The organism is Mycobacterium sp. NGS22 (assembly GCF_059813095.1).
Window position 1 is genome coordinate 135343 of the sequence record NZ_JCALDY010000013.1, and the last position, 18736, is coordinate 154078.

At 68.9% G+C, this 18736-nt stretch carries 19 protein-coding genes; 11 read left to right on the forward strand and 8 right to left on the reverse strand.

The window, feature by feature from the left end; translation table 11 throughout:
- Position 1: 1 nt before the first annotated feature.
- The 3 genes from AC5Y47_RS14730 to AC5Y47_RS14740 are packed head-to-tail and all read right to left on the reverse strand — an operon-like array spanning position 2 to position 2397.
- Complete coding sequence (locus tag AC5Y47_RS14730) at positions 2–1042, reverse strand: LmeA family phospholipid-binding protein (protein WP_499944735.1); 1041 nt, start codon at positions 1040–1042, stop codon at positions 2–4.
- Positions 1039–1857 (reverse strand): carbon-nitrogen hydrolase family protein, encoded by an 819-nt coding sequence (locus tag AC5Y47_RS14735; RefSeq protein ID WP_499944736.1) that lies wholly within the window; start codon positions 1855–1857, stop codon positions 1039–1041. Before AC5Y47_RS14735 ends, AC5Y47_RS14730 begins: the two co-directional genes overlap by 4 nt.
- 24 nt (positions 1858–1881) lie before the next feature.
- Positions 1882–2397, reverse strand: coding sequence for a DUF2505 domain-containing protein (locus AC5Y47_RS14740; protein WP_499944737.1), 516 nt, complete (start codon positions 2395–2397; stop codon positions 1882–1884).
- On the opposite strand from AC5Y47_RS14740, the gene AC5Y47_RS14745 reads away from it, so the two are divergent.
- Both AC5Y47_RS14745 and AC5Y47_RS14750 read left to right on the forward strand, forming a co-directional pair.
- Positions 2385–3509 carry a UDP-N-acetylmuramate dehydrogenase gene (locus tag AC5Y47_RS14745; RefSeq protein ID WP_499944738.1) on the forward strand — a complete coding sequence of 375 codons (1125 nt, stop codon included), beginning with the start codon at positions 2385–2387 and terminating at the stop codon, positions 3507–3509. The two genes, AC5Y47_RS14740 and AC5Y47_RS14745, sit on opposite strands and share 13 nt — an antisense overlap.
- Positions 3510–3629: 120 nt before the next feature.
- On the forward strand, positions 3630–4907 hold the full coding sequence (locus AC5Y47_RS14750) for a L,D-transpeptidase (RefSeq protein ID WP_499944784.1): 1278 nt from the start codon (positions 3630–3632) through the stop codon (positions 4905–4907).
- Here AC5Y47_RS14750 and AC5Y47_RS14755 read toward each other — a convergent pair.
- Positions 4888–5643, reverse strand: coding sequence for an SDR family NAD(P)-dependent oxidoreductase (locus AC5Y47_RS14755; RefSeq protein ID WP_499944739.1), 756 nt, complete (start codon positions 5641–5643; stop codon positions 4888–4890). The two genes, AC5Y47_RS14750 and AC5Y47_RS14755, sit on opposite strands and share 20 nt — an antisense overlap.
- A gap of 182 nt (positions 5644–5825) precedes the next feature.
- Here AC5Y47_RS14755 and AC5Y47_RS14760 point away from each other — a divergent pair, with 182 nt between their 5' ends.
- The 6 genes from AC5Y47_RS14760 (at position 5826) to regX (ending at position 11875) form a co-directional block, all read left to right on the forward strand.
- The gene (locus tag AC5Y47_RS14760; protein ID WP_499944740.1) at positions 5826–7151 is read left to right on the forward strand and encodes an ROK family protein; all 1326 of its coding nucleotides are present in this window, start codon (positions 5826–5828) and stop codon (positions 7149–7151) included.
- Positions 7152–7193: 42 nt separating this feature from the next.
- Positions 7194–8528, forward strand: a complete 1335-nt coding sequence (gene mshA, locus AC5Y47_RS14765) for a D-inositol-3-phosphate glycosyltransferase (protein WP_499944741.1) — start codon at positions 7194–7196, stop codon at positions 8526–8528.
- A complete protein-coding gene (locus tag AC5Y47_RS14770) occupies positions 8525–9037 on the forward strand; it encodes a type III secretion system chaperone family protein (protein WP_499944742.1) in 513 nt (170 codons plus the stop codon). The genes mshA and AC5Y47_RS14770 overlap by 4 nt, the downstream gene beginning before the upstream one ends.
- 22 nt (positions 9038–9059) lie before the next feature.
- Positions 9060–9815, forward strand: coding sequence for a phosphoglyceromutase (locus AC5Y47_RS14775; RefSeq protein ID WP_499944743.1), 756 nt, complete (start codon positions 9060–9062; stop codon positions 9813–9815).
- A gap of 135 nt (positions 9816–9950) precedes the next feature.
- Complete coding sequence (locus AC5Y47_RS14780) at positions 9951–11195, forward strand: sensor histidine kinase (protein WP_499944744.1); 1245 nt, start codon at positions 9951–9953, stop codon at positions 11193–11195.
- A complete protein-coding gene (gene regX, locus AC5Y47_RS14785; protein ID WP_499944745.1) occupies positions 11192–11875 on the forward strand; it encodes a two-component sensory transduction protein RegX in 684 nt (227 codons plus the stop codon). The genes AC5Y47_RS14780 and regX overlap by 4 nt, the downstream gene beginning before the upstream one ends.
- Positions 11876–11911: 36 nt before the next feature.
- Here the strand turns inward: regX and AC5Y47_RS14790 are convergent, their stop codons facing one another.
- The 3 genes from AC5Y47_RS14790 to AC5Y47_RS14800 are packed head-to-tail and all read right to left on the reverse strand — an operon-like array spanning position 11912 to position 15044.
- Positions 11912–13771 carry a GMC family oxidoreductase N-terminal domain-containing protein gene (locus tag AC5Y47_RS14790; RefSeq protein WP_499944746.1) on the reverse strand — a complete coding sequence of 620 codons (1860 nt, stop codon included), beginning with the start codon at positions 13769–13771 and terminating at the stop codon, positions 11912–11914.
- Positions 13768–14097 (reverse strand): hypothetical protein, encoded by a 330-nt coding sequence (locus tag AC5Y47_RS14795; protein ID WP_499944747.1) that lies wholly within the window; start codon positions 14095–14097, stop codon positions 13768–13770. Before AC5Y47_RS14795 ends, AC5Y47_RS14790 begins: the two co-directional genes overlap by 4 nt.
- Positions 14094–15044 carry a tocopherol cyclase family protein gene (locus AC5Y47_RS14800; protein WP_499944748.1) on the reverse strand — a complete coding sequence of 317 codons (951 nt, stop codon included), beginning with the start codon at positions 15042–15044 and terminating at the stop codon, positions 14094–14096. Before AC5Y47_RS14800 ends, AC5Y47_RS14795 begins: the two co-directional genes overlap by 4 nt.
- 35 nt (positions 15045–15079) lie before the next feature.
- Between AC5Y47_RS14800 and AC5Y47_RS14805 the strand changes: the two genes are divergently transcribed.
- The gene (locus tag AC5Y47_RS14805; RefSeq protein ID WP_499944749.1) at positions 15080–15796 is read left to right on the forward strand and encodes a FadR/GntR family transcriptional regulator; all 717 of its coding nucleotides are present in this window, start codon (positions 15080–15082) and stop codon (positions 15794–15796) included.
- On the opposite strand, the gene AC5Y47_RS14810 is transcribed toward AC5Y47_RS14805, so the two are convergent.
- Complete coding sequence (locus AC5Y47_RS14810; RefSeq protein WP_499944750.1) at positions 15797–16576, reverse strand: DUF3109 family protein; 780 nt, start codon at positions 16574–16576, stop codon at positions 15797–15799.
- A 106-nt stretch (positions 16577–16682) separates the two neighbouring features.
- Here AC5Y47_RS14810 and AC5Y47_RS14815 point away from each other — a divergent pair, with 106 nt between their 5' ends.
- Both AC5Y47_RS14815 and AC5Y47_RS14820 read left to right on the forward strand, forming a co-directional pair.
- The gene (locus tag AC5Y47_RS14815; RefSeq protein WP_499944751.1) at positions 16683–17717 is read left to right on the forward strand and encodes a Ppx/GppA family phosphatase; all 1035 of its coding nucleotides are present in this window, start codon (positions 16683–16685) and stop codon (positions 17715–17717) included.
- A complete protein-coding gene (locus AC5Y47_RS14820; RefSeq protein ID WP_499944753.1) occupies positions 17714–18730 on the forward strand; it encodes an Rv0497 family membrane protein in 1017 nt (338 codons plus the stop codon). The genes AC5Y47_RS14815 and AC5Y47_RS14820 overlap by 4 nt, the downstream gene beginning before the upstream one ends.
- Positions 18731–18736 lie beyond the last annotated feature (6 nt).

Here is an 18736-nt window from a genome sequence, read left to right on the forward strand (position 1 = left end):
CTCACAGATCGGCGAAGCAGGGATCGGTCTCGCCGGCGGGAATCGTGGCGTTGCGTGAGGAGAAGTGAACCACCACGTCGCTGTCGGTGACGTCGACACTGTCCGCTTTGATACCCAGCGGGAGCTTCGTGGTCAGGTCCGACGTGTATTCGTCGAGCGAGGACTGCACCGACTCCTTGGGCAACTTGAAGCCCAGCGCGTTGAAGCTGATGATCTCCAGCTTCAGTCCCCCGTTGGACACCGTCGGCTTGGCGACGATGTCGTTGAGGGTGCCTTTGAGTTCGACGGTCTTGTCGGCCGGATGCGTGGTCACACTTCGGGTGACGAATTCGCCCACCACGGGAATCGCGTTCTGCACGGTCTGCTTGATGCCGTCGGCCGTCCAGGTGATCGTCGCGTCGATCGCGCCGATCGTGCCTTTGGAGTCGGCCGTGTTGTTGAGTTTGACGTCTTTGATGCTGAGCTGCAGCTTCATGCCCTTGGCGTCTTTGATCTGGTTGCCGGCCGTCTCGATATTGATGTTGGTGTAGTGGTCGGTGATCACCTGCCACGTCACCAGCGGCGTCACCCCGAACGACGCCGTCGCCTCGTCCTTGACCTTGCACGCCGTCGCGGCCGCGATTTTGTTGTTGGCCTTGTTCCGGATGAACAGCTCGACGCCGATCAGCCCGGCGATGACGATCGCCAGGACGATGATCAGGACCAGCACGATCGACAGCGGGTCGCGAAATGAGCGCTTCTTTTTCTTGACCTCGCCCTGCGTGTCGGCGGGCGTGGCCAGCGGAGTCGTTTTGCTTGCAGCCGGGCCTGGCGGCGGCGGCTGGTTGGGCCGGCGGGTGTTCGCGTTGCCCAACGCGAAATTCTCGGTCGGTTGTGACGAGGGGGGCGGCTGCGGTTGCTGTCCCCGTCCGCCGCGGGGGTCGCCCGGGTTCGGTCTGGCGCCGTAGGGGTCGGATGCCGGGGGGCGGCCGAGCGGACCCTGATCGCCAGGTCGCGCCCAACCCGATGGGCCGTCTTTCCGTGGTCCCTGCGGAGTCGTCACCCCCGTGATTCTGCCCTATCGGGCTGCTGAAATGTTGCCCGGTTTCGCAGGACAGCGATCTTGTCCCGGGCCGCGGCCACCAGGTCGAGGTCGATGTCGGCGACCACCAGTTGCGGGTCGGCTCCGGCCGAGGCGATCACCTCGCCGAACGGGGACGCCACCAGGCTGCCCCCTACTCCGGTGGGTGCCCCCGACCCGTCCACCGCATCACCCGGGTCCGCCTGGCCGGCCGCGGCGATGAAACACGTCGAGTCCACGGCCCGCGCCCGGGACAGCAGCGTCCACTGCTCGAGTTTGCCCGGACCCGAACCCCAGGACGCGCACACCACGATCAGCTGGGCACCGCGGTCGGCGAGTTCGGTGTAGAGCGCGGGGAACCGGACATCGTAGCAGGTCGTCAAACCGACCCCGACGCCGTCGACGGTAACCACCACCGGGTCGGATCCCGGTGCGACGGTACGGGATTCGGTGAAACCGAACGCGTCGTAGAGGTGGATCTTGTCGTAGCGGGCGTCGGTGTCCGGTCCGGCGGCGATCAGCGTGTTGGTCACCCTGCCGTCACCGGACGGAGCGAACATGCCCGCGACGACGGTGATGCCTGCCTCGGCCGCGATTCGCCGGACGCCCTCGGCCCACGGCCCGTCCAGGTCCTGCGCGACGGGTTTGAGCGAGACGCCGAATCGGCACATGGTCGCCTCCGGGAACACCACCAGCTTCGCGCCCGCCGCGGCCGCCCGGCCGGTGTAGTCGTGCACCAGCTCCAAGTTCTGCGTCGGGTCGGTGCCGCTGAGAATCTGGGCCAGTGCGATCCGCATGAGTTTCAGCTTAGGGAGGTGGGCTCAGACGTTGTTGGCGATCCACTCGGTGGTGAAGCGTTGTTCCAGGATCATCAGCTCGCGCAACTGCGTGCCGATCAGATGCTCCAGCTTGCCGCCGATCAACGGGACACGCACCTGGATGGTGACGTTCGCGGCCATCCGGGAACCGCCGGTCTCGGCGTCGGGCGAGAGCACAGCGGTACCCCACAGGCTGACCGGCGCATCCACCAGCGAACTGCGGATGGACGCGGTCGCGATGCCGTCCTCGACCGGTCCCCAGCTCTCCTCCCGCCGGACGCACAGATCGCCGCGGTGCAGCTGGGTGACCAGGGCCGGAAGATTCTGCCGATAGACCCGCTGCAGGGTCACCACCGAGATGCTGTCCTCGGCCTCACCCAGGCGCATCTCTTCCAGCGTGGCGACGTCGACCGGGGTCTCGTCCAGCCGCGCCAGCCAGTACTGCTCCTCGTGGAACGCCCGGTGAACTTCCTCGACGCTGCCCTGGTAGACAGCCGACATGTCGAATGAGCGCGGCATATTTGTTCACGCTACCGTTACCGCCCGTGGTGGGTTCGCTATTTGCCGGTGCGCGCGTCACCGAATCGGTGCCGTTGGCGCCGTACACCACATTGCGGGTGGGGCCGGTAGCGCGGCGCGTAATTACTTGTGAGAGCAGCGATCAGGTGATCGCTGTGTTGCGCAAACTGGACTCCGACGACCACAACGCGAAGAACGCTCCGGTGTTGGTGTTTGCTGGCGGGTCCAACCTGGTGCTCGGGGACTCCGTTGCGGACCTGACGGTGGTGCGCCTGGCCAACGACGGCGTGGTCGTCGACGGCAACCTGGTGCGCGCGGAAGCAGGCGCGGTGTGGGACGACGTGGTGCGCCGGTCCATCGAGGCCGGCTTGGGCGGTTTGGAATGCCTGTCGGGCATTCCGGGTTCGGCGGGAGCCACTCCGGTGCAGAACGTCGGGGCCTACGGCGTAGAAGTCTCCGACACCCTCACCCGGGTCCGGTTGCTGGATCGGCGCAGCGGCGAGGTGCGCTGGGCGCCCGCCGAGGAGCTGCGGTTCGGTTACCGCACCAGCATCCTGAAACGGGCGGACGGGCTGGACCTGCCGGCCGTGGTGCTGGAAGTGGAATTCGCGTTGGATCCGTTGGGGCGCAGTGCGCCGCTGCGCTACGGGGAGCTGACCGCCGCGCTGGGAGCCCAGAGCGGTGAGTGCGGAGACCCCGAGACCGTCCGGGCGGCGGTGCTGGCATTGCGGGCGCGGAAGGGAATGGTGCTCGACGCGGCCGACCACGACACCTGGAGTGTGGGATCGTTCTTCACCAACCCGGTGGTGAGCCCGGCCGACTACGAGCGACTGGCCGCCGCGGCCGGCGTACCGGTGCCGCACTATCCGGCGCCGGACGGCGTCAAACTGGCAGCCGGCTGGCTGGTGGAACGAGCCGGGTTCGGCAAGGGCTATCCGGACGAGGACGCCCCGTGCCGGCTCTCGACCAAGCACGCGCTGGCTCTGACCAACCGGGGCACCGCCACTGTCGAGGACGTGATGGTAGTTGCCCGCGCTGTGAGAGATGGGGTTCGTGATGTGTTTAGTATCACACTGAAACCCGAACCTGTCCTGGTCGGTTGCGTTTTGTAGCTGCTAGTTTCATCCGCAAGCCCCTGGCGCGCGTCTTTGCGATGGGGGCCGAACGTGTTTCGCCCGGTATCTTTAGTTGTCGTGAGCAACCCCAGCGCGCCTCCGCCGATCAACCGGCGCATGGCTTTGACGGCCCTCGGGCTCGGCGTGCTGGCGCCCAGCGTACTGGCCGCGTGCGGCGGCAAAGTCGCCCAGCAGTCCGAGAGCAAGCCGCCGCCGGCCCCTCGGCTGAACTTCCAACCCGTCCTGGACGGGCAATCCGCCCAGGACGTGGTGCCGGTCGCGCCGATCAGCGTCGCGGTCAGCGACGGATGGTTCCAGCGGGTCGCGCTGACGAATTCGGCCGGCAAGCCGGTGGCCGGCACGTTCAACTCCGACCGCACCGTCTTCATGACCACCGAGCCGCTGGGCTACGACAGCACGTACACCTGGAACGGGTCGGCGGTCGGCCACGACGGCAAAGCGGTCCCGGTGACGGGCAAGTTCACCACGGTGACGCCGAAGAAGAAGATCGACGGCGGATTCCAGCTGGCCGACGGACAGACCGTCGGCATCGCGGCGCCGGTCATCATCCAATTCGACGCGCCGATCAGCGACAAGGCCGCCGTCGAGCGGGCCCTCACCGTCACCACCAACCCGCCGGTGCAGGGCAGCTGGGCGTGGTTGCCCGACGAGGCCAAGGGCGCCCGGGTGCACTACCGTCCGCGCGAGTACTACCCGGCGGGCACCACGGTGAACGTCGAGGCGAAGTTGTACGGCGTGCCGTTCGGTGACGGCGCTTACGGCGCGCAGGACTTCTCGTTGAACATCAATATCGGGCGCCGCCAGGTGGTCAAGGCCGAGGTCTCCTCGCACCGCATCCAGGTCGTCACCGACGCGGGCGTGATCATGGACTTCCCGTGCAGCTACGGCGAAGCCGACAAGGCGCGCAACGTCACCCGCAACGGTATTCACGTGGTCACCGAGAAGTACGCCGACTTCTACATGTCCAACCCGGCCGCCGGCTACAGCAATGTGCACGAGCGCTGGGCGGTGCGGATCTCCAACAACGGCGAGTTCATCCACGCCAACCCGATGAGCGCGGGCGCGCAGGGCAACAGCAACGTCACCAACGGGTGCATCAACCTGTCGACCTCGGATGCCGCCGAATACTTCCCGACGGCGATGTACGGCGACCCGGTCGAGGTGACCGGCAGCTCGATCCAGCTGTCCTACGCCGACGGCGACATCTGGGACTGGGCGGTGGACTGGGACACCTGGGTGGGTATGTCGGCGTTGCCGCCGCCGGCGGCGCGTCCGCCGGGCACGCAGATCCCGGTCACCGCCCCGGCCACCCCGTCCACGGCGCCGAGCCTGTCCGGCACGCCGACGACCACCACTACTGGGCCAGGTGGTTGAACCGGCGGGTCGCACTGGCCTGGTCGCGGGGCCGAATGACGATCTGGTCCAGGTTGACGTGCGGGGGCCGCGAGGCCACGAACCCGATCACCTCGGCGACGTCGGCTGCCGTCAGCGGCGTCATGCCGGCGTAGACGGCCTCGGCGCGCTGCTGATCGCCGTCGAATCGCACTAGCGAGAACTCCGTCTCGACCGCTCCCGGAGCTATCTCGGTGAGCCGCACCGGCTTGCCCAGCAACTCCCCGCGCAACGTGCGGTGCAGCGCTCCCTGCGCGTGCTTGGCGGCCGTGTAGCCGGCGCCACCGTCGTAAATCTCAAGTGCGGCAATGGAAGTCACGGTGACGACCAGACCGTCGCCGGACGCAATCAGTTTGGGCAGCAGGGCGCGGGTGACCCGCAACGTGCCGAGCACGTTGGTCTCCCACATCCATCGCCAATGCTCCAGGTCGGCCTCGGCGACCGGTGCCAGGCCTTTTGCCCCTCCGGCGTTGTTGACCAGCACGTCGACGCGGTCCAACGATCCGGCCAGCGCGGCGACGTCGTGCTCGGCTGTGACGTCTGCCACAACCGCGGTACCGCCGAGTTCGGCTGCCAGCGCGTGCACCCGTTCCGCCCGGCGCGCCACCGGAACCACGTGAAACCCTTGTGCCGCAAGCGTTCTGGTGGTGGCCTCGCCGATCCCGGAACTGGCGCCGGTAATCACCGCGATTCGTTTCTGCGCGTCCGGAAGCGTCATTGCGACAACTTTAATAAACAGTGCTAGGTTTCCGGTGTGCACCAAAGCGCCTTGTTCCACACGACGACCGCGTGTCTCTACGCGGGCTCGTGTTGTTGTCGCGCAATTTGCCGCGCCTGAACTGACGCAAGTCACGGGTGTGGCCAGGGACCCGGCCATCAGAACTCGGACAAGGACTGCCAGTGCACTCGACTACTTTCACCCACCATTCCCGTAGCCGCGGTCGTCTGCCGGGCGCGAGCGGACCGCCTCGGTCCTACCGGCAGGTGGTGCCGCCGGCACTGCACCTGTCCGACTCCGCGGCGGCGTCGGTTTTCCGGGCCGTGCGGTTGCGCGGACCGGTCGGCCGTGACGTCATCGCCAACGTCACCTCGCTCAGCATCGCCACGGTGAACCGTCAGGTCATCGCGTTGCTGGACGCGGGTCTGCTGCGGGAGCGCGCCGACCTCGCGGTGTCCGGGGCGATCGGGCGTCCCCGGGTGCCGGTGGAGGTCAACCACGAGCCGTTCGTCACGTTGGGCATCCACATCGGCGCCCGGACCACCAGCATCGTGGCTACCGACCTGTTCGGCCGGACGCTCGACACGGTCGAGACCCCCACCCCGCTCAACGCCGCGGGGTCCGCGCTGACGTCGTTGGCGCACAGCGCAAGTCGCTACTTACGGCGCTGGCACCGCCGCCGGGCGTTGTGGGTCGGTGTGGCGATCGGCGGCACCGTCGACAACGCCAGCGGCCTGGTCGACCACCCGCGGCTGGGCTGGCGGCAGGCCCCGGTGGGGCCGGTGCTGGCCGATGCGCTGGGACTGCCGGTTTCGGTGGCATCGCATGTGGATGCGATGGCGGGCGCCGAACTGCTGTTGGGCATGCGACGGTTCGCCCCGAACTCCTCGACCAGTCTGTACGTGTATGCGCGCGAGACGGTGGGCTATGCGCTGGTGATCGGCGGCCGGGTGCACTGCCCGACCAGCGGTCCGGGCACCATCGCGCCGCTGCCGGTGCAGTCGGAGTTGCTGGGCGGCTCGGGTCAGCTGGAGTCCACCGTCAGCGACGAGGCGGTGCAGGCGGCCGCGCGCCGGCTGCGGATCCTGCCCGGGGTGGCCCCGACGAATCGCACCGGCGCGTCCACCGCCGCGATGGCCGATCTGCTGAAGGTGGCGCGCGCCGGAAACCAGCAGGCCAGGGAGCTGCTGGTGGAGCGGGCCAAGGTGCTCGGCGAGGCCGTCGCGCTGCTGCGCGACCTGCTCAATCCCGACGAAGTGGTGGTCGGCGGCCAGGCCTTCACCGAGTACCCGGAAGGGATGGAGCAGGTGGAGCAGGCCTTTGCCGGGCGCTCGGTGCTCACGCCCCGCGACCTGCGCGTCACGGCGTTCGGCAACCGGGTGCAGGAGGCCGGGGCCGGCATCGTCTCGCTGGACGGGCTTTACACCGATCCGCTGGGGGCCATGCGCAGGTCCGGGGCGCTGGCCGAGCGGTTGTCGGACGCCGAACCTGAAGTCCTGGCCAAGTAGGGTCCGGCCCGCGGTCTGCGTGCGCCCTGTAAACATGACAGTGTGCGTTATGCAGGCGAAGACCCGCGCCGAGTTGCCCTGTTAGCGGTACACACCTCGCCGTTGGCGCAGCCCGGTACCGGTGACGCCGGCGGCATGAACGTCTACGTGCTGCAAAGTGCCCTGCACCTGGCCCGTCGCGGCATCGAGGTGGAGATCTTCACTCGGGCCACCGCGTCCGCCGACCCGCCGACCGTGCGGGTGGAGCCCGGGGTGCTGGTGCGCAATGTGGTGGCCGGGCCGTTCGAGGGCCTGGACAAGTACGACCTGCCCACCCAGCTGTGCGCGTTCGCCGCCGGGGTACTGCGCGCCGAGGCCGCGCACGAACCCGGCTACTACGACATCGTGCATTCGCACTACTGGTTGTCCGGTCAGGTCGGCTGGCTGGCCCGGGACCGCTGGGCGGTGCCGCTGGTGCACACCGCGCACACCCTGGCCGCGGTCAAGAACGCCGCGCTGGCCGACGGTGACACCGCCGAACCGCCGCTGCGCACGGTCGGGGAACAACAGGTCGTCGACGAGGCGGACCGCCTCATCGTCAACACCGATGACGAAGCGCGCCAACTGATTTCGTTACACCACGCCGACCCCGCGCGGATCGACGTGGTACATCCCGGTGTCGACCTGGACGTGTTCCGGCCGGGGGACCGTGCGGCGGCCCGCGCCGCGCTCGGGTTCGATCCGGACGAGCCGGTGGTGGCCTTCGTCGGACGCATCCAGCCGCTCAAGGCGCCCGACATCGTGTTGCGTGCGGCGGCGCGGCTGCCCGGGGTGCGCATCGTCGTCGCCGGCGGACCGTCGGGCAGTGGCCTGGCCTCTCCGGACGGGCTGGCGCACCTGGCCCGGGATCTGGGCATCGCAGCCCGCGTGACGTTCCTGCCGCCGCAGTCCCGCTCGGAGCTGGCCGGGTTGTTCCACGCCGCGGATCTTGTTGCGGTGCCGAGTTATTCGGAATCGTTCGGGTTGGTCGCGGTAGAGGCGCAAGCCTGCGGCACCCCGGTGGTGGCCGCCGCGGTCGGTGGGTTGCCGGTGGCGGTGCGCGACGGGATCACCGGCACCCTGGTCTCCGGTCACGAGGTCGGCCGGTGGGCCGAGGCCATCGGCCACCTGCTGCGGGTCGGTGCCGGACCGCAGGGTTGGGCGATGAGCCGCGCCGCGGCCCAGCACGCGGCCACCTTCTCCTGGGAGAACACCACCGACGCGCTGCTCGCCAGTTACCGGCGCGCCATCGAAGGCTTCGATGCGGAGCGCCAGCGGCGGGTGCGTGACCTGATGAACAGGGATGTCGCCAAGCGCAGGCCGCGGCGCTGGACGGCCCGGCGCGGGGTGGGCGCGTGAGTGTCGAGCGGCTGATCGAGGACACGCTGCAAGCCAGCGGCCTGAACTATTCGAAACACGCCGGTGCACGCGGCGGGCTGCCGGGCATCATCGTGGAACTGCCCGGCGAGCGCAGGCTCAAGACCAACACGATCCTGAGCATCGGCGAGCATTCGGTGCGCGTCGAGGCGTTCGTGTGCCGCCAGCCCGACGAGAACCACGAGGGCGTCTACCGCTTTCTGCTCAAACGCAACCGCCGCCTGTACGGGGTGGCCTACACGCTGGACAACGTCGGCGACATCTATCTGGTCGGCCGGATGGCGCTGGCTTCGGTGGACGCCGACGAGATCGACCGGGTGCTCGGACAGGTGCTGGAGGCGGTGGATTCGGACTTCAACACGTTGCTGGAGTTGGGTTTTCGCTCGTCGATCCAGAAGGAATGGGAGTGGCGGGTGTCGCGCGGGGAGTCGCTGAAGAACCTCGAGGCGTTTGCGCACCTGATAGACGACGAGGATGACGCGCAGGTCTGAGCGCGTGAGAGACTCTTCTTCCATGGGAGACACTGCCACGCTGGTGCTGTTGCGTCACGGCGAGAGCGAATGGAACGCCAAGAACCTCTTCACCGGCTGGGTGGACGTCGGGCTGACCGAGAAGGGCGAAGCCGAGGCAGTGCGCGGCGGCGAACTGTTGGCCGAACAAGACCTGCTGCCCGACGTGCTCTACACCTCGCTGCTGCGGCGCGCCATCAACACCGCGAACCTGGCGCTGGACGCCGCGGACCGGCTCTGGATCCCGGTGCACCGCACCTGGCGGCTCAACGAACGCCATTACGGCGCGCTGCAGGGTCTGGACAAGGCCAAGACGAAAGAGAAGTACGGCGAAGAGCAGTTCATGGCCTGGCGGCGCAGCTATGACACCCCACCGCCGGAGATCGAGAAGGGCAGCGAGTTCAGCCAGGACGCCGACCCGCGTTACGCCAACATCGGCGGCGGCCCGCTGACCGAATGCCTGGCCGATGTGGTGGCCCGGTTCCTGCCGTACTTCACCGACGTCATCGTCCCCGACCTGCGGACCGGCAAGACCGTGCTGATCGCCGCGCACGGCAACTCGCTGCGGGCGCTGGTCAAGTACCTGGACGACATGTCCGACGAGGACGTCGTCGGACTGAACATCCCGACCGGCATCCCGCTGCGTTACGACCTGGACGCCGACCTGCGGCCGACGGTCGCGGGGGGCACCTATCTGGACCCCGAGGCCGCGGAGGCCGGGGCCGCGGCGGTGGCCGGCCAGGGCGCCGCGAAAGGCTGAATTCGGCCGGTCGTGGGCCGCTTGCTGAACGTCGCGTGAACGCGAGCGGAACACCTGTGACGCGGCGTGTGACTTGTGCGATTTTCGCCGCGCTCCGCTAGGGCGGCGTTCACCGGAATTTGTAGGATTTGAGCTGTGACTGTGTTCTCGGCACTGTTGCTGGCCGGGGTCTTGTCCGGGCTGGCGCTGGCCGTAGGTGTGGCAGCGGGAGTCCGGCTGTCACGGCGTATGGGGCAACCCCGCCGCCAAACCACCGAGTGGACCGGCATCACCGTCGCACAGATGCTGCAACGCATTGTGGCGTTGATGCCGATGGGCGCCGCGGTGGTCGACACCCACCGTGACGTCGTCTACCTCAACGACCGGGCCATGGAGCTGGGCCTGGTGCGTGACCGCCAGCTCGACGACGAAGCCTGGAAGGCCGCCAAGCAGGCACTGGCCGGTGACGACGTCGAGTTCGACCTGTCCACGGACAAGCGCTCGGGCGGCAAGTCCGGGCTGTGCGTACACGGACACGCCAGGCTGCTCAGCGAACAGGACCGCCGGTTCGCGGTGGTGTTCGTGCTGGATCAGTCCGACTACGCCCGGATGGAAGCGACCCGGCGCGACTTCGTGGCCAACGTCAGCCACGAGCTCAAGACTCCGGTCGGCGCCATGACGCTGCTCGCCGAGGCGTTGCTGGCTTCGGCCGACGACACCGAAACGGTCCGCAGGTTCGCCGAGAAGGTGCTCATCGAGGCCAACCGGCTTGGCGACATGGTCGCCGAACTGATCGAACTCTCCCGGCTGCAAGGTGCCGAGCGCCTGACGAACGAGACCGACGTCGACATCGACGCCGTTGTCTCCGAGGCGATTTCGCGGCACAAGGTGGCAGCCGAGAACGCCGCCATCGACGTCCGCACCGATGCGCCCAGCGGGCTGCAGGTGCTGGGCGACCAGACGCTGCTGGTGACCGCGCTGGCCAACCTGGTGTCCAACGCGATCGCCTATTCGCCGCGCGGGTCGTTGGTGTCGATCAGCCGCCGCAGGCGTGGCGACTACGTCGAGATAGCGGTCACCGACCGGGGCATCGGGATCGCCCTGGAAGACCAGGAACGCGTCTTCGAGCGGTTCTTCCGCGGCGACAAAGCGCGTTCGCGCGCCACCGGCGGCAGTGGACTGGGGTTGGCGATCGTCAAGCACGTCGCGGCCAACCACGGCGGCAGCATCGGCGTCTGGAGCAAGCCGGGGACCGGATCGACGTTCACGCTGTCCATCCCGGCCTCCGGGTCCGCGGCAGCGCAGGGCCCGCCGGCGCAGGACGAGGCACAAACCGAGCAATCGCTCAGCCGGGACTTGAGGCCCGGCAGGTCACAACGAGAGGAAGAGTTGAGTCGATGACAAGCGTTTTGATCGTCGAAGACGAGGAATCGCTCGCCGATCCGCTGGCGTTTCTGTTGCGCAAAGAGGGCTTCGAGGCCACGGTGGTCAACGACGGTCCCTCCGCGCTGGCCGAGTTCGACCGGTCCGGCGCCGACATCGTGCTGCTGGATCTGATGCTGCCGGGTATGTCGGGTACCGATGTGTGCAAGCAGCTGCGCGCCCGCTCCGGCGTCCCGGTGATCATGGTGACCGCGCGGGACAGCGAGATCGACAAGGTGGTCGGCCTCGAGCTCGGCGCCGACGACTACGTCACCAAGCCCTACTCCGCGCGTGAGTTGATCGCCCGGATCCGGGCGGTACTGCGCCGCGGCGGCGACGACGACTCCGAGATCAGCGACGGGGTGCTGGAGTCCGGTCCGGTCCGCATGGACGTCGAACGGCACGTCGTCTCGGTGAACGGCGAAGCAATCACGTTGCCGCTCAAGGAATTCGATCTGCTGGAATACCTGATGCGCAACAGCGGACGGGTGCTGACCCGCGGACAGTTGATCGACCGGGTCTGGGGTGCGGACTATGTCGGCGACACCAAGACGCTCGACGTCCACGTCAAGCGGCTGCGGTCCAAGATCGAGGCCGACCCGGCCAACCCGGTGCACCTGGTGACCGTGCGGGGGCTGGGCTACAAGCTGGAGGGGTAGCCCGGGCGAACTCCTGCGCGCCGGGATTTGGTGTCGTCAGGCGAGTATCTGATCGGCCACCGCCAGCGCCATCGCCATGATGGACAGCTGCGGGTTGACCTCGGGACAGCTGGGCAGGATGGAGGCGTCGGCAACCCAGACGCCGGCTATGCCACGCAGTCGGCCGGCCGGATCGACGGGGCAGATCTGCTCGTCGGCGCCGGCCGCCGCGGTCCCGGTCGGGTGGAATGCGGACAGGTGCAGGCTTTTCGGCTCGGTTCTGGCCAGCACGTCGCGCAGTTCCGTCTCGGACTTCACCGTCATCGCGCCGGGCAACCCGGTGAGCACTTCGACCGCGCCGGCGGCGAACAGCAGCCGGCCGATGGCTCCCAACGCGACCCGCAGTTTCGCGACATCGTGCCGGGCGATGTCGTAGCGCACCACCGTCTCATCCCTGACCGACAGCACCGAGCCGACGCCCTCGTCGGCCACCATCGCGCCGAAGGTGGCGATCTGGGGGGCCCGGTCCAACCAGTGCAGCAGCTCGGCGCCGTAACCCGGGAAGATGATCGAACCCATGCCGGGCGGGGTGGCGGTGGCCTCGATCAACACGCCGTGGGACTCGTGAAATTCGTGCACGGCCGCACTCTGCAGCACGCCGCGCCAGGCGTACACATCCTCCTCGAACCGTCCGGCCAGCAACGTCGCCGGATGCAGCGCCAGGTTGCGGCCCAGCCGCGGGTGTCTGCCAAGCGCGCTGCGCCGCAACAACATCGGCGTCTCGGTCGCACCCGCCGCGACGACGACGGTGGCGGCCAGTACGTCGATCGCGGTGCCGTCGGGCCGGCGGGCCCGTACGCCGCGGGCACGTCCGTGCTCATGGAGCACCCGTTCGACCCGCGCCTCGGAGATGATGCGCCCGCCGGCCGCGCACGTCTGCGGCAGCGCGTTGAGGTGCACGCCGAACTTCGCGTTGTGCGGGCAGCCGATGGCACACTGGCAGCAACCCTCGCAACCCGGCGCATTGCGCGCGATGGGTGCCGCCTGCCAGCCCAGCGAATCGGCGGCCTGGAGCAACAGGTTGCCGTTGCGGCCCATCACGTCACGCGGCGCCGGCGCGACCTGCAGGGTGCGTTCGACGTCGTCGAGGTAGCCGCTCAACCGGTCCGGATCGGCCAGGCTCAGGCCGAATTCGTCACGCCAGCGTCGCTGCACGGCATCCGGGGGCCGGAAGCAGGTGCCGGAGTTGACCACGGTGGTGCCGCCGACCGCCCGGCCCATCGGCAGCACCACCGTTGGCCGTCCCAGCGCAACGGTGGCCCCGGCGCCGCGGTACAGGCCGGCATACCGGTCGATCGGGTGGCTGGTGCGGAACTCCTCGACCGTCCAGCGTCGTCCCTCCTCGAGTACCACGACTTCCAGGCCGGCCCGGGCCAGGGTGCGGGCCGCCATCGCGCCGCCCGCCCCGGAGCCGACCACGACCACGTCGGCGGTGACGACGGACGCGCTGTGTGCCGACCGGGTGACGTCCAGGGCCGCGTCCGGACGTACCACCTGGTCAGCGTGGGCGCGCGAAAACAGTTCGTGGGCAAAGGTATCCGCTCCGTTGGCCAGCAACCCGATCACCTTCATGCCCTCGACGGCCGCGCCGGCCTCGGTGCTGAGCGCGGCGATGCGCCGCAACACCCGCTCGCGATCGGCGGGACCGAGGCGCGTCAGGGACCGTCCGGTGGTCAGGTAGCTCGCCGCGGCCATCGAGACCAACCCGGCGCGCACCGCCAGCCGGGAGGTGGCCGGCAGCCGTGACAGGTACCGGTCGACGCGTGCGGCGAACTGTGCGGACGACGGGCCGCCGTGTTCCTCGGGCAGCAGCGCGGTGCCGAACGAGGCGGTAGCGCGATCGGCCAGCCGGCTCACTTGCGGCGCCCGAGCGCGCGGCCCAGCTTCAGGAAGAACGGGTAGGTCGCGAAGATACCCCCGGCGGCGGCGTGCGCCGGCCAGTCCAGTTTCTCGGTGTCCATGTCGAAAGCCCCGCTGTTCCACATGAAGTCGCGTCCGTTCGCCGCGCGGAACGGTCGCCACAGGAAACCCAGCCCGGGCACGTTGTGGTACAGACCGAACGATCCGGCGAAGAACACGCCGAGCACGGCGGCCTCCAGGACGTCGCGTCGCTCGGGCGGGAAGCGGCGCTCGATCAGCACTCCGGAGGCGAACAGCAACGGCGGGTCGAGAGCGAAACTCATTGCGGGGTCCTTTCATTGACCGGGGGAGCCTGATCGCCACGCAAACCGACCTCGGCATGTCCGGTGCCGAGCACCGACCACCGCCGGTCGCCGAGTTCGACGTGGATGTCGGCTTGTTCGGTGTTGGTGCACACGCAGGTGCCGCCGTCGGGGTCGGTGTATTGCAGGCTCACGCAGCGCTCGGGGGGCTGGTCGACCCGGATCAACACCTCGCGTCCGCCGATACGGCCCTCCAGCTGCCAGTGCCGCGGACCGAGCCTGGTGCGCATCCGCAGCGCCGGCAAAACGCTTGCGGGCCAATCTTTTCCGTCGATTCGGAAGCGGACAAAGGCCAGCGGCGCCAGGCGGCGCAGCCCGGGCTTGTGCGACACCGCGGTGACGGCCTCGAGCACATCGCCGTCGCCGAGGTCGGCATGAATCCAGCCCCAGCGCCTGGCGTTGCCGTGCCCGTAGATGTGCGCCACGTTGCCGCGCCAGCGGTCGACGGACCGGGTGTGGCCGTCGATGCTGACAGTCCCGGCGAAATCGGCGGTCGGAGCGAGCACGACCTGGGCGCCGGGCAGCAGTTCGCGCTCCCAGGCGACGCGCGGAAAGGTCCACAGCGGGGCGCCGGCGTCCTTCCATGACAGGTCCCAGGCGAGTGAGCCCGCGCGTCCGGTCATCTGCCCGGGTCCGACCAGCGCGCCGGCCGCTTGGAACCAGGCGGCGCCGCCGGCGGGTGCGACCGGTTCGGGGCCGAAGCGCTCGGTGCGTGGCGAACCGTCGGGCGGGAACCAGGTCGCCCAGCCGTGCGCGTAAGGCGCGCCCGCCGTCGGGGCTACGGTCTCGCAGTGCACCCACAGGCCGGCGCGGGTGACGGGGTCGGAGAGGGTGGCGTACCAGACCTCCAACCGTCCCGGCTTCCCCCGCCAGCGCGGCGTCGCGGCCAACCGCGTTTCGTCGTCCACTTCAGCACCTCCTTCCTCTATAATTGGTTGAGCCAATGAACCAGTCAAGTCCGATACCTCCGCCAGACCGTCAGCGAGTCGACGAACAGATCGCTGCGTCGATCGCCGACGCCATCCTCGACGGCGCGTTCCCGCCCGGCTCGACGCTGCCGCCCGAGCGCGAACTCGCTGATCAGCTCGGTGTGAATCGCACCTCACTGCGTCAGGGACTGGCTCGCCTGCAGCAGATGGGTCTGATCGAAGTTCGCCACGGCAGCGGCAGCGTGGTTCGCGACCCCGAAGGCCTGACCCATCCGGCGGTGGTCGAGGCCCTGGTGCGCAAGCTGGGCCCGGAGTTCCTCGTCGAGCTACTCGAGATCCGGGCGGCGTTGGGTCCGTTGATCGGCACGCTGGCGGCACAGCGCGGCACGCCGGCGGACACCGAAGAACTGCGGCGCGCGCTGGCCGCGGTTCAGGAGGCGGACACCGCCGCAGCCCGCCAGACCGCCGATCTCGCCTACTTTCACGTGCTGATCCACAGCACCCGAAACCGCGCCCTGGGCCTGTTGTATCGGTGGGTGGAACAGGCTTTCGGTGGCCGTGAACACGAACTCACCGGCGCCTACGACGACGCGGAGCCGGTGGTCGCCGACCTGCGGGCGATCACCGAGGCGGTGCTGGCGCACGAGGCGGAGTCGGCGGCCGTGAGCGTGGAGGCCTATCTGAACGCCAGCGCGCTGCGAATGGTGCTGGCCTACACCAAGAGCCGTTAGCTACTCGGCGGCCCGCGTCGCCGGATGCACCGCGATCAGACCTAATTGGCTGCGGCGCTTGCACATTGCGGCCAACTCCGCATAGGCCTTCGCGCCGAGAAGTTCGGTCAGTTCGTCGGCCAGGCTCTGCCACACCTGCTTGGCGCCGACATGGGCGGCCGGATCGCCGGTGCAGTACCAGTGCAGGTCCGCACCGCCGGAGCCCCAGCCGCGCCGGTCGTACTCGGTGAGAAACGTCTTGAGGATCTCGGTGCCGTCGGGCCGGGTCACCCACTCCTGGCTGCGCCGGATCGGTAACTGCCAGCACACGTCGGGCTTCATCGTCAGGGGCGGGACACCCAGTTTCAGGGCCTTGCTGTGCAGGGCGCAGCCCACGCCGCCGGGGAAACCGGGCCGGTTCAAGAACACGCACGCGTCCTTGTGCTTTCGGGTGCGGTATTGGGGTTCGCCCTCGTGTTCGTCGAGTTCCAGGTACCCCTTGCGGCCCAGGCCCTTGTCGCGGAACTGCCAGTCCTTCTCGGTCAGCAACTTGACCGCGTCGTCCAGGCGGGCGCGGTCGTCGTCGTCGGACAGGAACGCGCCGTGCGAGCAACACCCGTCGTCGGGTCGGCCGGCTACCGTGCCCCGGCAGGCCGGCGTGCCGAACACGCACGTCCAGCGCGACAGCAACCAGGTCAGGTCGGCCGCGATCAGGTGCTCGGGGTCGTCGGGGTCGTAGAACTCCACCCACTCACGGGCGAAATCCTGTTCGACCTCTTGTCCGGGCAGCGAGTTGGCCACGGGTGCAACGTTAGTCCACGTTTTCGCGACGGGCGCCGGCTCGGCCCGGCGGTGCGCATCACGGGTCGCGGGACGCGTGCCCGGTGAGTCCGGCTAGTTTTGTTCTGTGCGATTGGGCGTGCTGGACGTGGGGAGCAACACCGTCCATCTACTGGTGGTCGATGCTCACCGGGGCGGGTGTCCGGCTCCGATGAGCTCGACCAAGGCCACCCTGCGCCTGGCCGAGGCCACCGACAGTTCGGGCAAGATCACCAAGCGCGGCGCCGACAAGCTGATCTCCACGGTCGACGAGTTCGCCAAGATCGCGGTCAGCTCCGGCTGCGCGGAGTTGATGGCCTTCGCCACCTCCGCGGTTCGCGACGCCGAGAATTCCGACGACGTGCTGGCTCGGGTGCGCAAAGAGGCCGGCGTCGAGTTGCAGGTGCTGCGCGGGGTGGACGAGTCGCGGTTGACCTTCCTGGCGGTGCGCCGCTGGTTCGGCTGGAGCGCCGGGCGCATCATCAACCTCGACATCGGCGGCGGCTCGCTGGAGGTGTCCAGCGGCGTGGACGAGGAACCCGAGGTCGCGTTGTCGTTGCCGCTGGGCGCCGGACGGTTGACCCGCGAGTGGTTGCCCGACGATCCGCCGGGCCGGCGCCGGGTGGCGATGCTGCGCGACTGGCTGGACGCCGAACTCGCCGACGCCAGCGCCACCCTGCTCGAAGCCGGGGCGCCCGATCTCGCCGTCGCGACGTCGAAGACGTTCCGGTCGTTGGCGCGCCTCACCGGCGCGGCCCCGTCGGCGGCCGGACCGCGGGCGAAACGCACGCTCACCGCCAACGGCCTCAGACAACTCATATCTTTCATCTCTAGGATGACAGCCGCCGACCGAGCAGAACTGGAAGGAGTCAGCGCCGAGCGTGCCCCGCAGATCGTGGCGGGTGCGCTGGTGGCGGAGGCAAGCATGCGAGCCCTGTCGATAGAAGCGGTGGACATCTGCCCGTGGGCGCTGCGGGAAGGTCTCATCCTGCGCAAACTCGACAGCGAAGCCGACGGAACCGCCTTCATGGAAACGTCGTTCGTGCAGACTTCGGTGCGGGATGCCGGGAGCCAGGTGGCTGATCGGAGTGCGTCCAACCGGTCGAGAGGCAGCAAAGCATGACTGGACCCGACATGGAGGACGCCAAGCAGATATCGGTGGCCGAGCTGCTGGCCCGGAACGGAAGTACCGCCAATCCGACGGCCACCCGCCGGCGTCGCCGCCGTCGCGGTGACGATTCGATCAGCGTCGCCGAGCTCACCGGCGAGATTCCGGTCATCCGGGACGATCACCGCGAGGAGACCGCGCCCGTCGCCCCGGCCGTGCGCGCCGAACCCGAAGTCCGCGACGTGCCTGTGGTCGAACCCGAGGTCCGGGCCGAGCCCGTCGTCGAACCCGAGGTCCGGGCCGAACCGGAAACCACCGTAGAACCCGGGCCTTCCGCGCCCTACTGGTCCGAGCCCGAGCCGCGCTGGCCCAAGTCGGACCCGGTGACGCGGCGCAAGTCCGGCCCGCAGCGCAGCGAGTACCCCCGCCCGTTGCGTCATACCGCCACCAGTGACGTCGAGCAGCACTCGGGCGCGGAGCATATGAGCCCGGACCCGGTCGGGCATTACACCGACGCTTCCGTCGACGTGATGGACAGCGAGGTGCGGGAAGCCGAATCGGTGGCCGAAGACTCGGCGTACGTGCGCTCGTATCTGCAGGGCCCGGACGCCGACGAGGCGTCGGACGGGACACTGTTCGGGGGCCAATCGATTGCCGACGAGGTCGCGCGCCGGCGCGGCGGGCAGCGCACCGTCGAACTGGACGACGAACGCGACCTCGACCACCTCGACGAGGAGGCGGCGCCGCGACGCGCGGGCGGCAAGATGGCCGCACTGGGCCGCGGCCTGCTCACGGTGCTGCAGTCGATCCTGGCGGTCGCATTCGGCGGGGGATTGTTCATCGCTTTCGACCAGCTGTGGCGGTGGAGTCCCATCGTCGCGCTGGTGCTTTCGGTGCTGGTCATCCTCGGTCTGGTGGTCGGCGTCCGGGTGGTCCGCAAGACCGAGGACATTGCCAGCACGCTGATCGCGGTCGCCGTGGGTGCGTTGATCACCCTGGGACCGATGGCCCTGCTGCAAACGAGCTAGGCGTCC

Coding starts and splice junctions, on each gene's coding strand:
- AC5Y47_RS14755 (WP_499944739.1), bottom strand. CDS start 5,643: ATGACGCTTCCGGACGCGCAGAAACGAATCGCGGTGATTACCGGCGCC.
- AC5Y47_RS14735 (WP_499944736.1), bottom strand. CDS start 1,857: ATGCGGATCGCACTGGCCCAGATTCTCAGCGGCACCGACCCGACGCAG.
- AC5Y47_RS14805 (WP_499944749.1), top strand. CDS start 15,080: ATGAACCAGTCAAGTCCGATACCTCCGCCAGACCGTCAGCGAGTCGAC.
- AC5Y47_RS14820 (WP_499944753.1), top strand. CDS start 17,714: ATGACTGGACCCGACATGGAGGACGCCAAGCAGATATCGGTGGCCGAG.
- regX (WP_499944745.1), top strand. CDS start 11,192: ATGACAAGCGTTTTGATCGTCGAAGACGAGGAATCGCTCGCCGATCCG.
- AC5Y47_RS14740 (WP_499944737.1), bottom strand. CDS start 2,397: ATGCCGCGCTCATTCGACATGTCGGCTGTCTACCAGGGCAGCGTCGAG.
- AC5Y47_RS14745 (WP_499944738.1), top strand. CDS start 2,385: ATGAGCGCGGCATATTTGTTCACGCTACCGTTACCGCCCGTGGTGGGT.
- AC5Y47_RS14750 (WP_499944784.1), top strand. CDS start 3,630: ATGGCTTTGACGGCCCTCGGGCTCGGCGTGCTGGCGCCCAGCGTACTG.
- AC5Y47_RS14775 (WP_499944743.1), top strand. CDS start 9,060: ATGGGAGACACTGCCACGCTGGTGCTGTTGCGTCACGGCGAGAGCGAA.
- AC5Y47_RS14795 (WP_499944747.1), bottom strand. CDS start 14,097: ATGAGTTTCGCTCTCGACCCGCCGTTGCTGTTCGCCTCCGGAGTGCTG.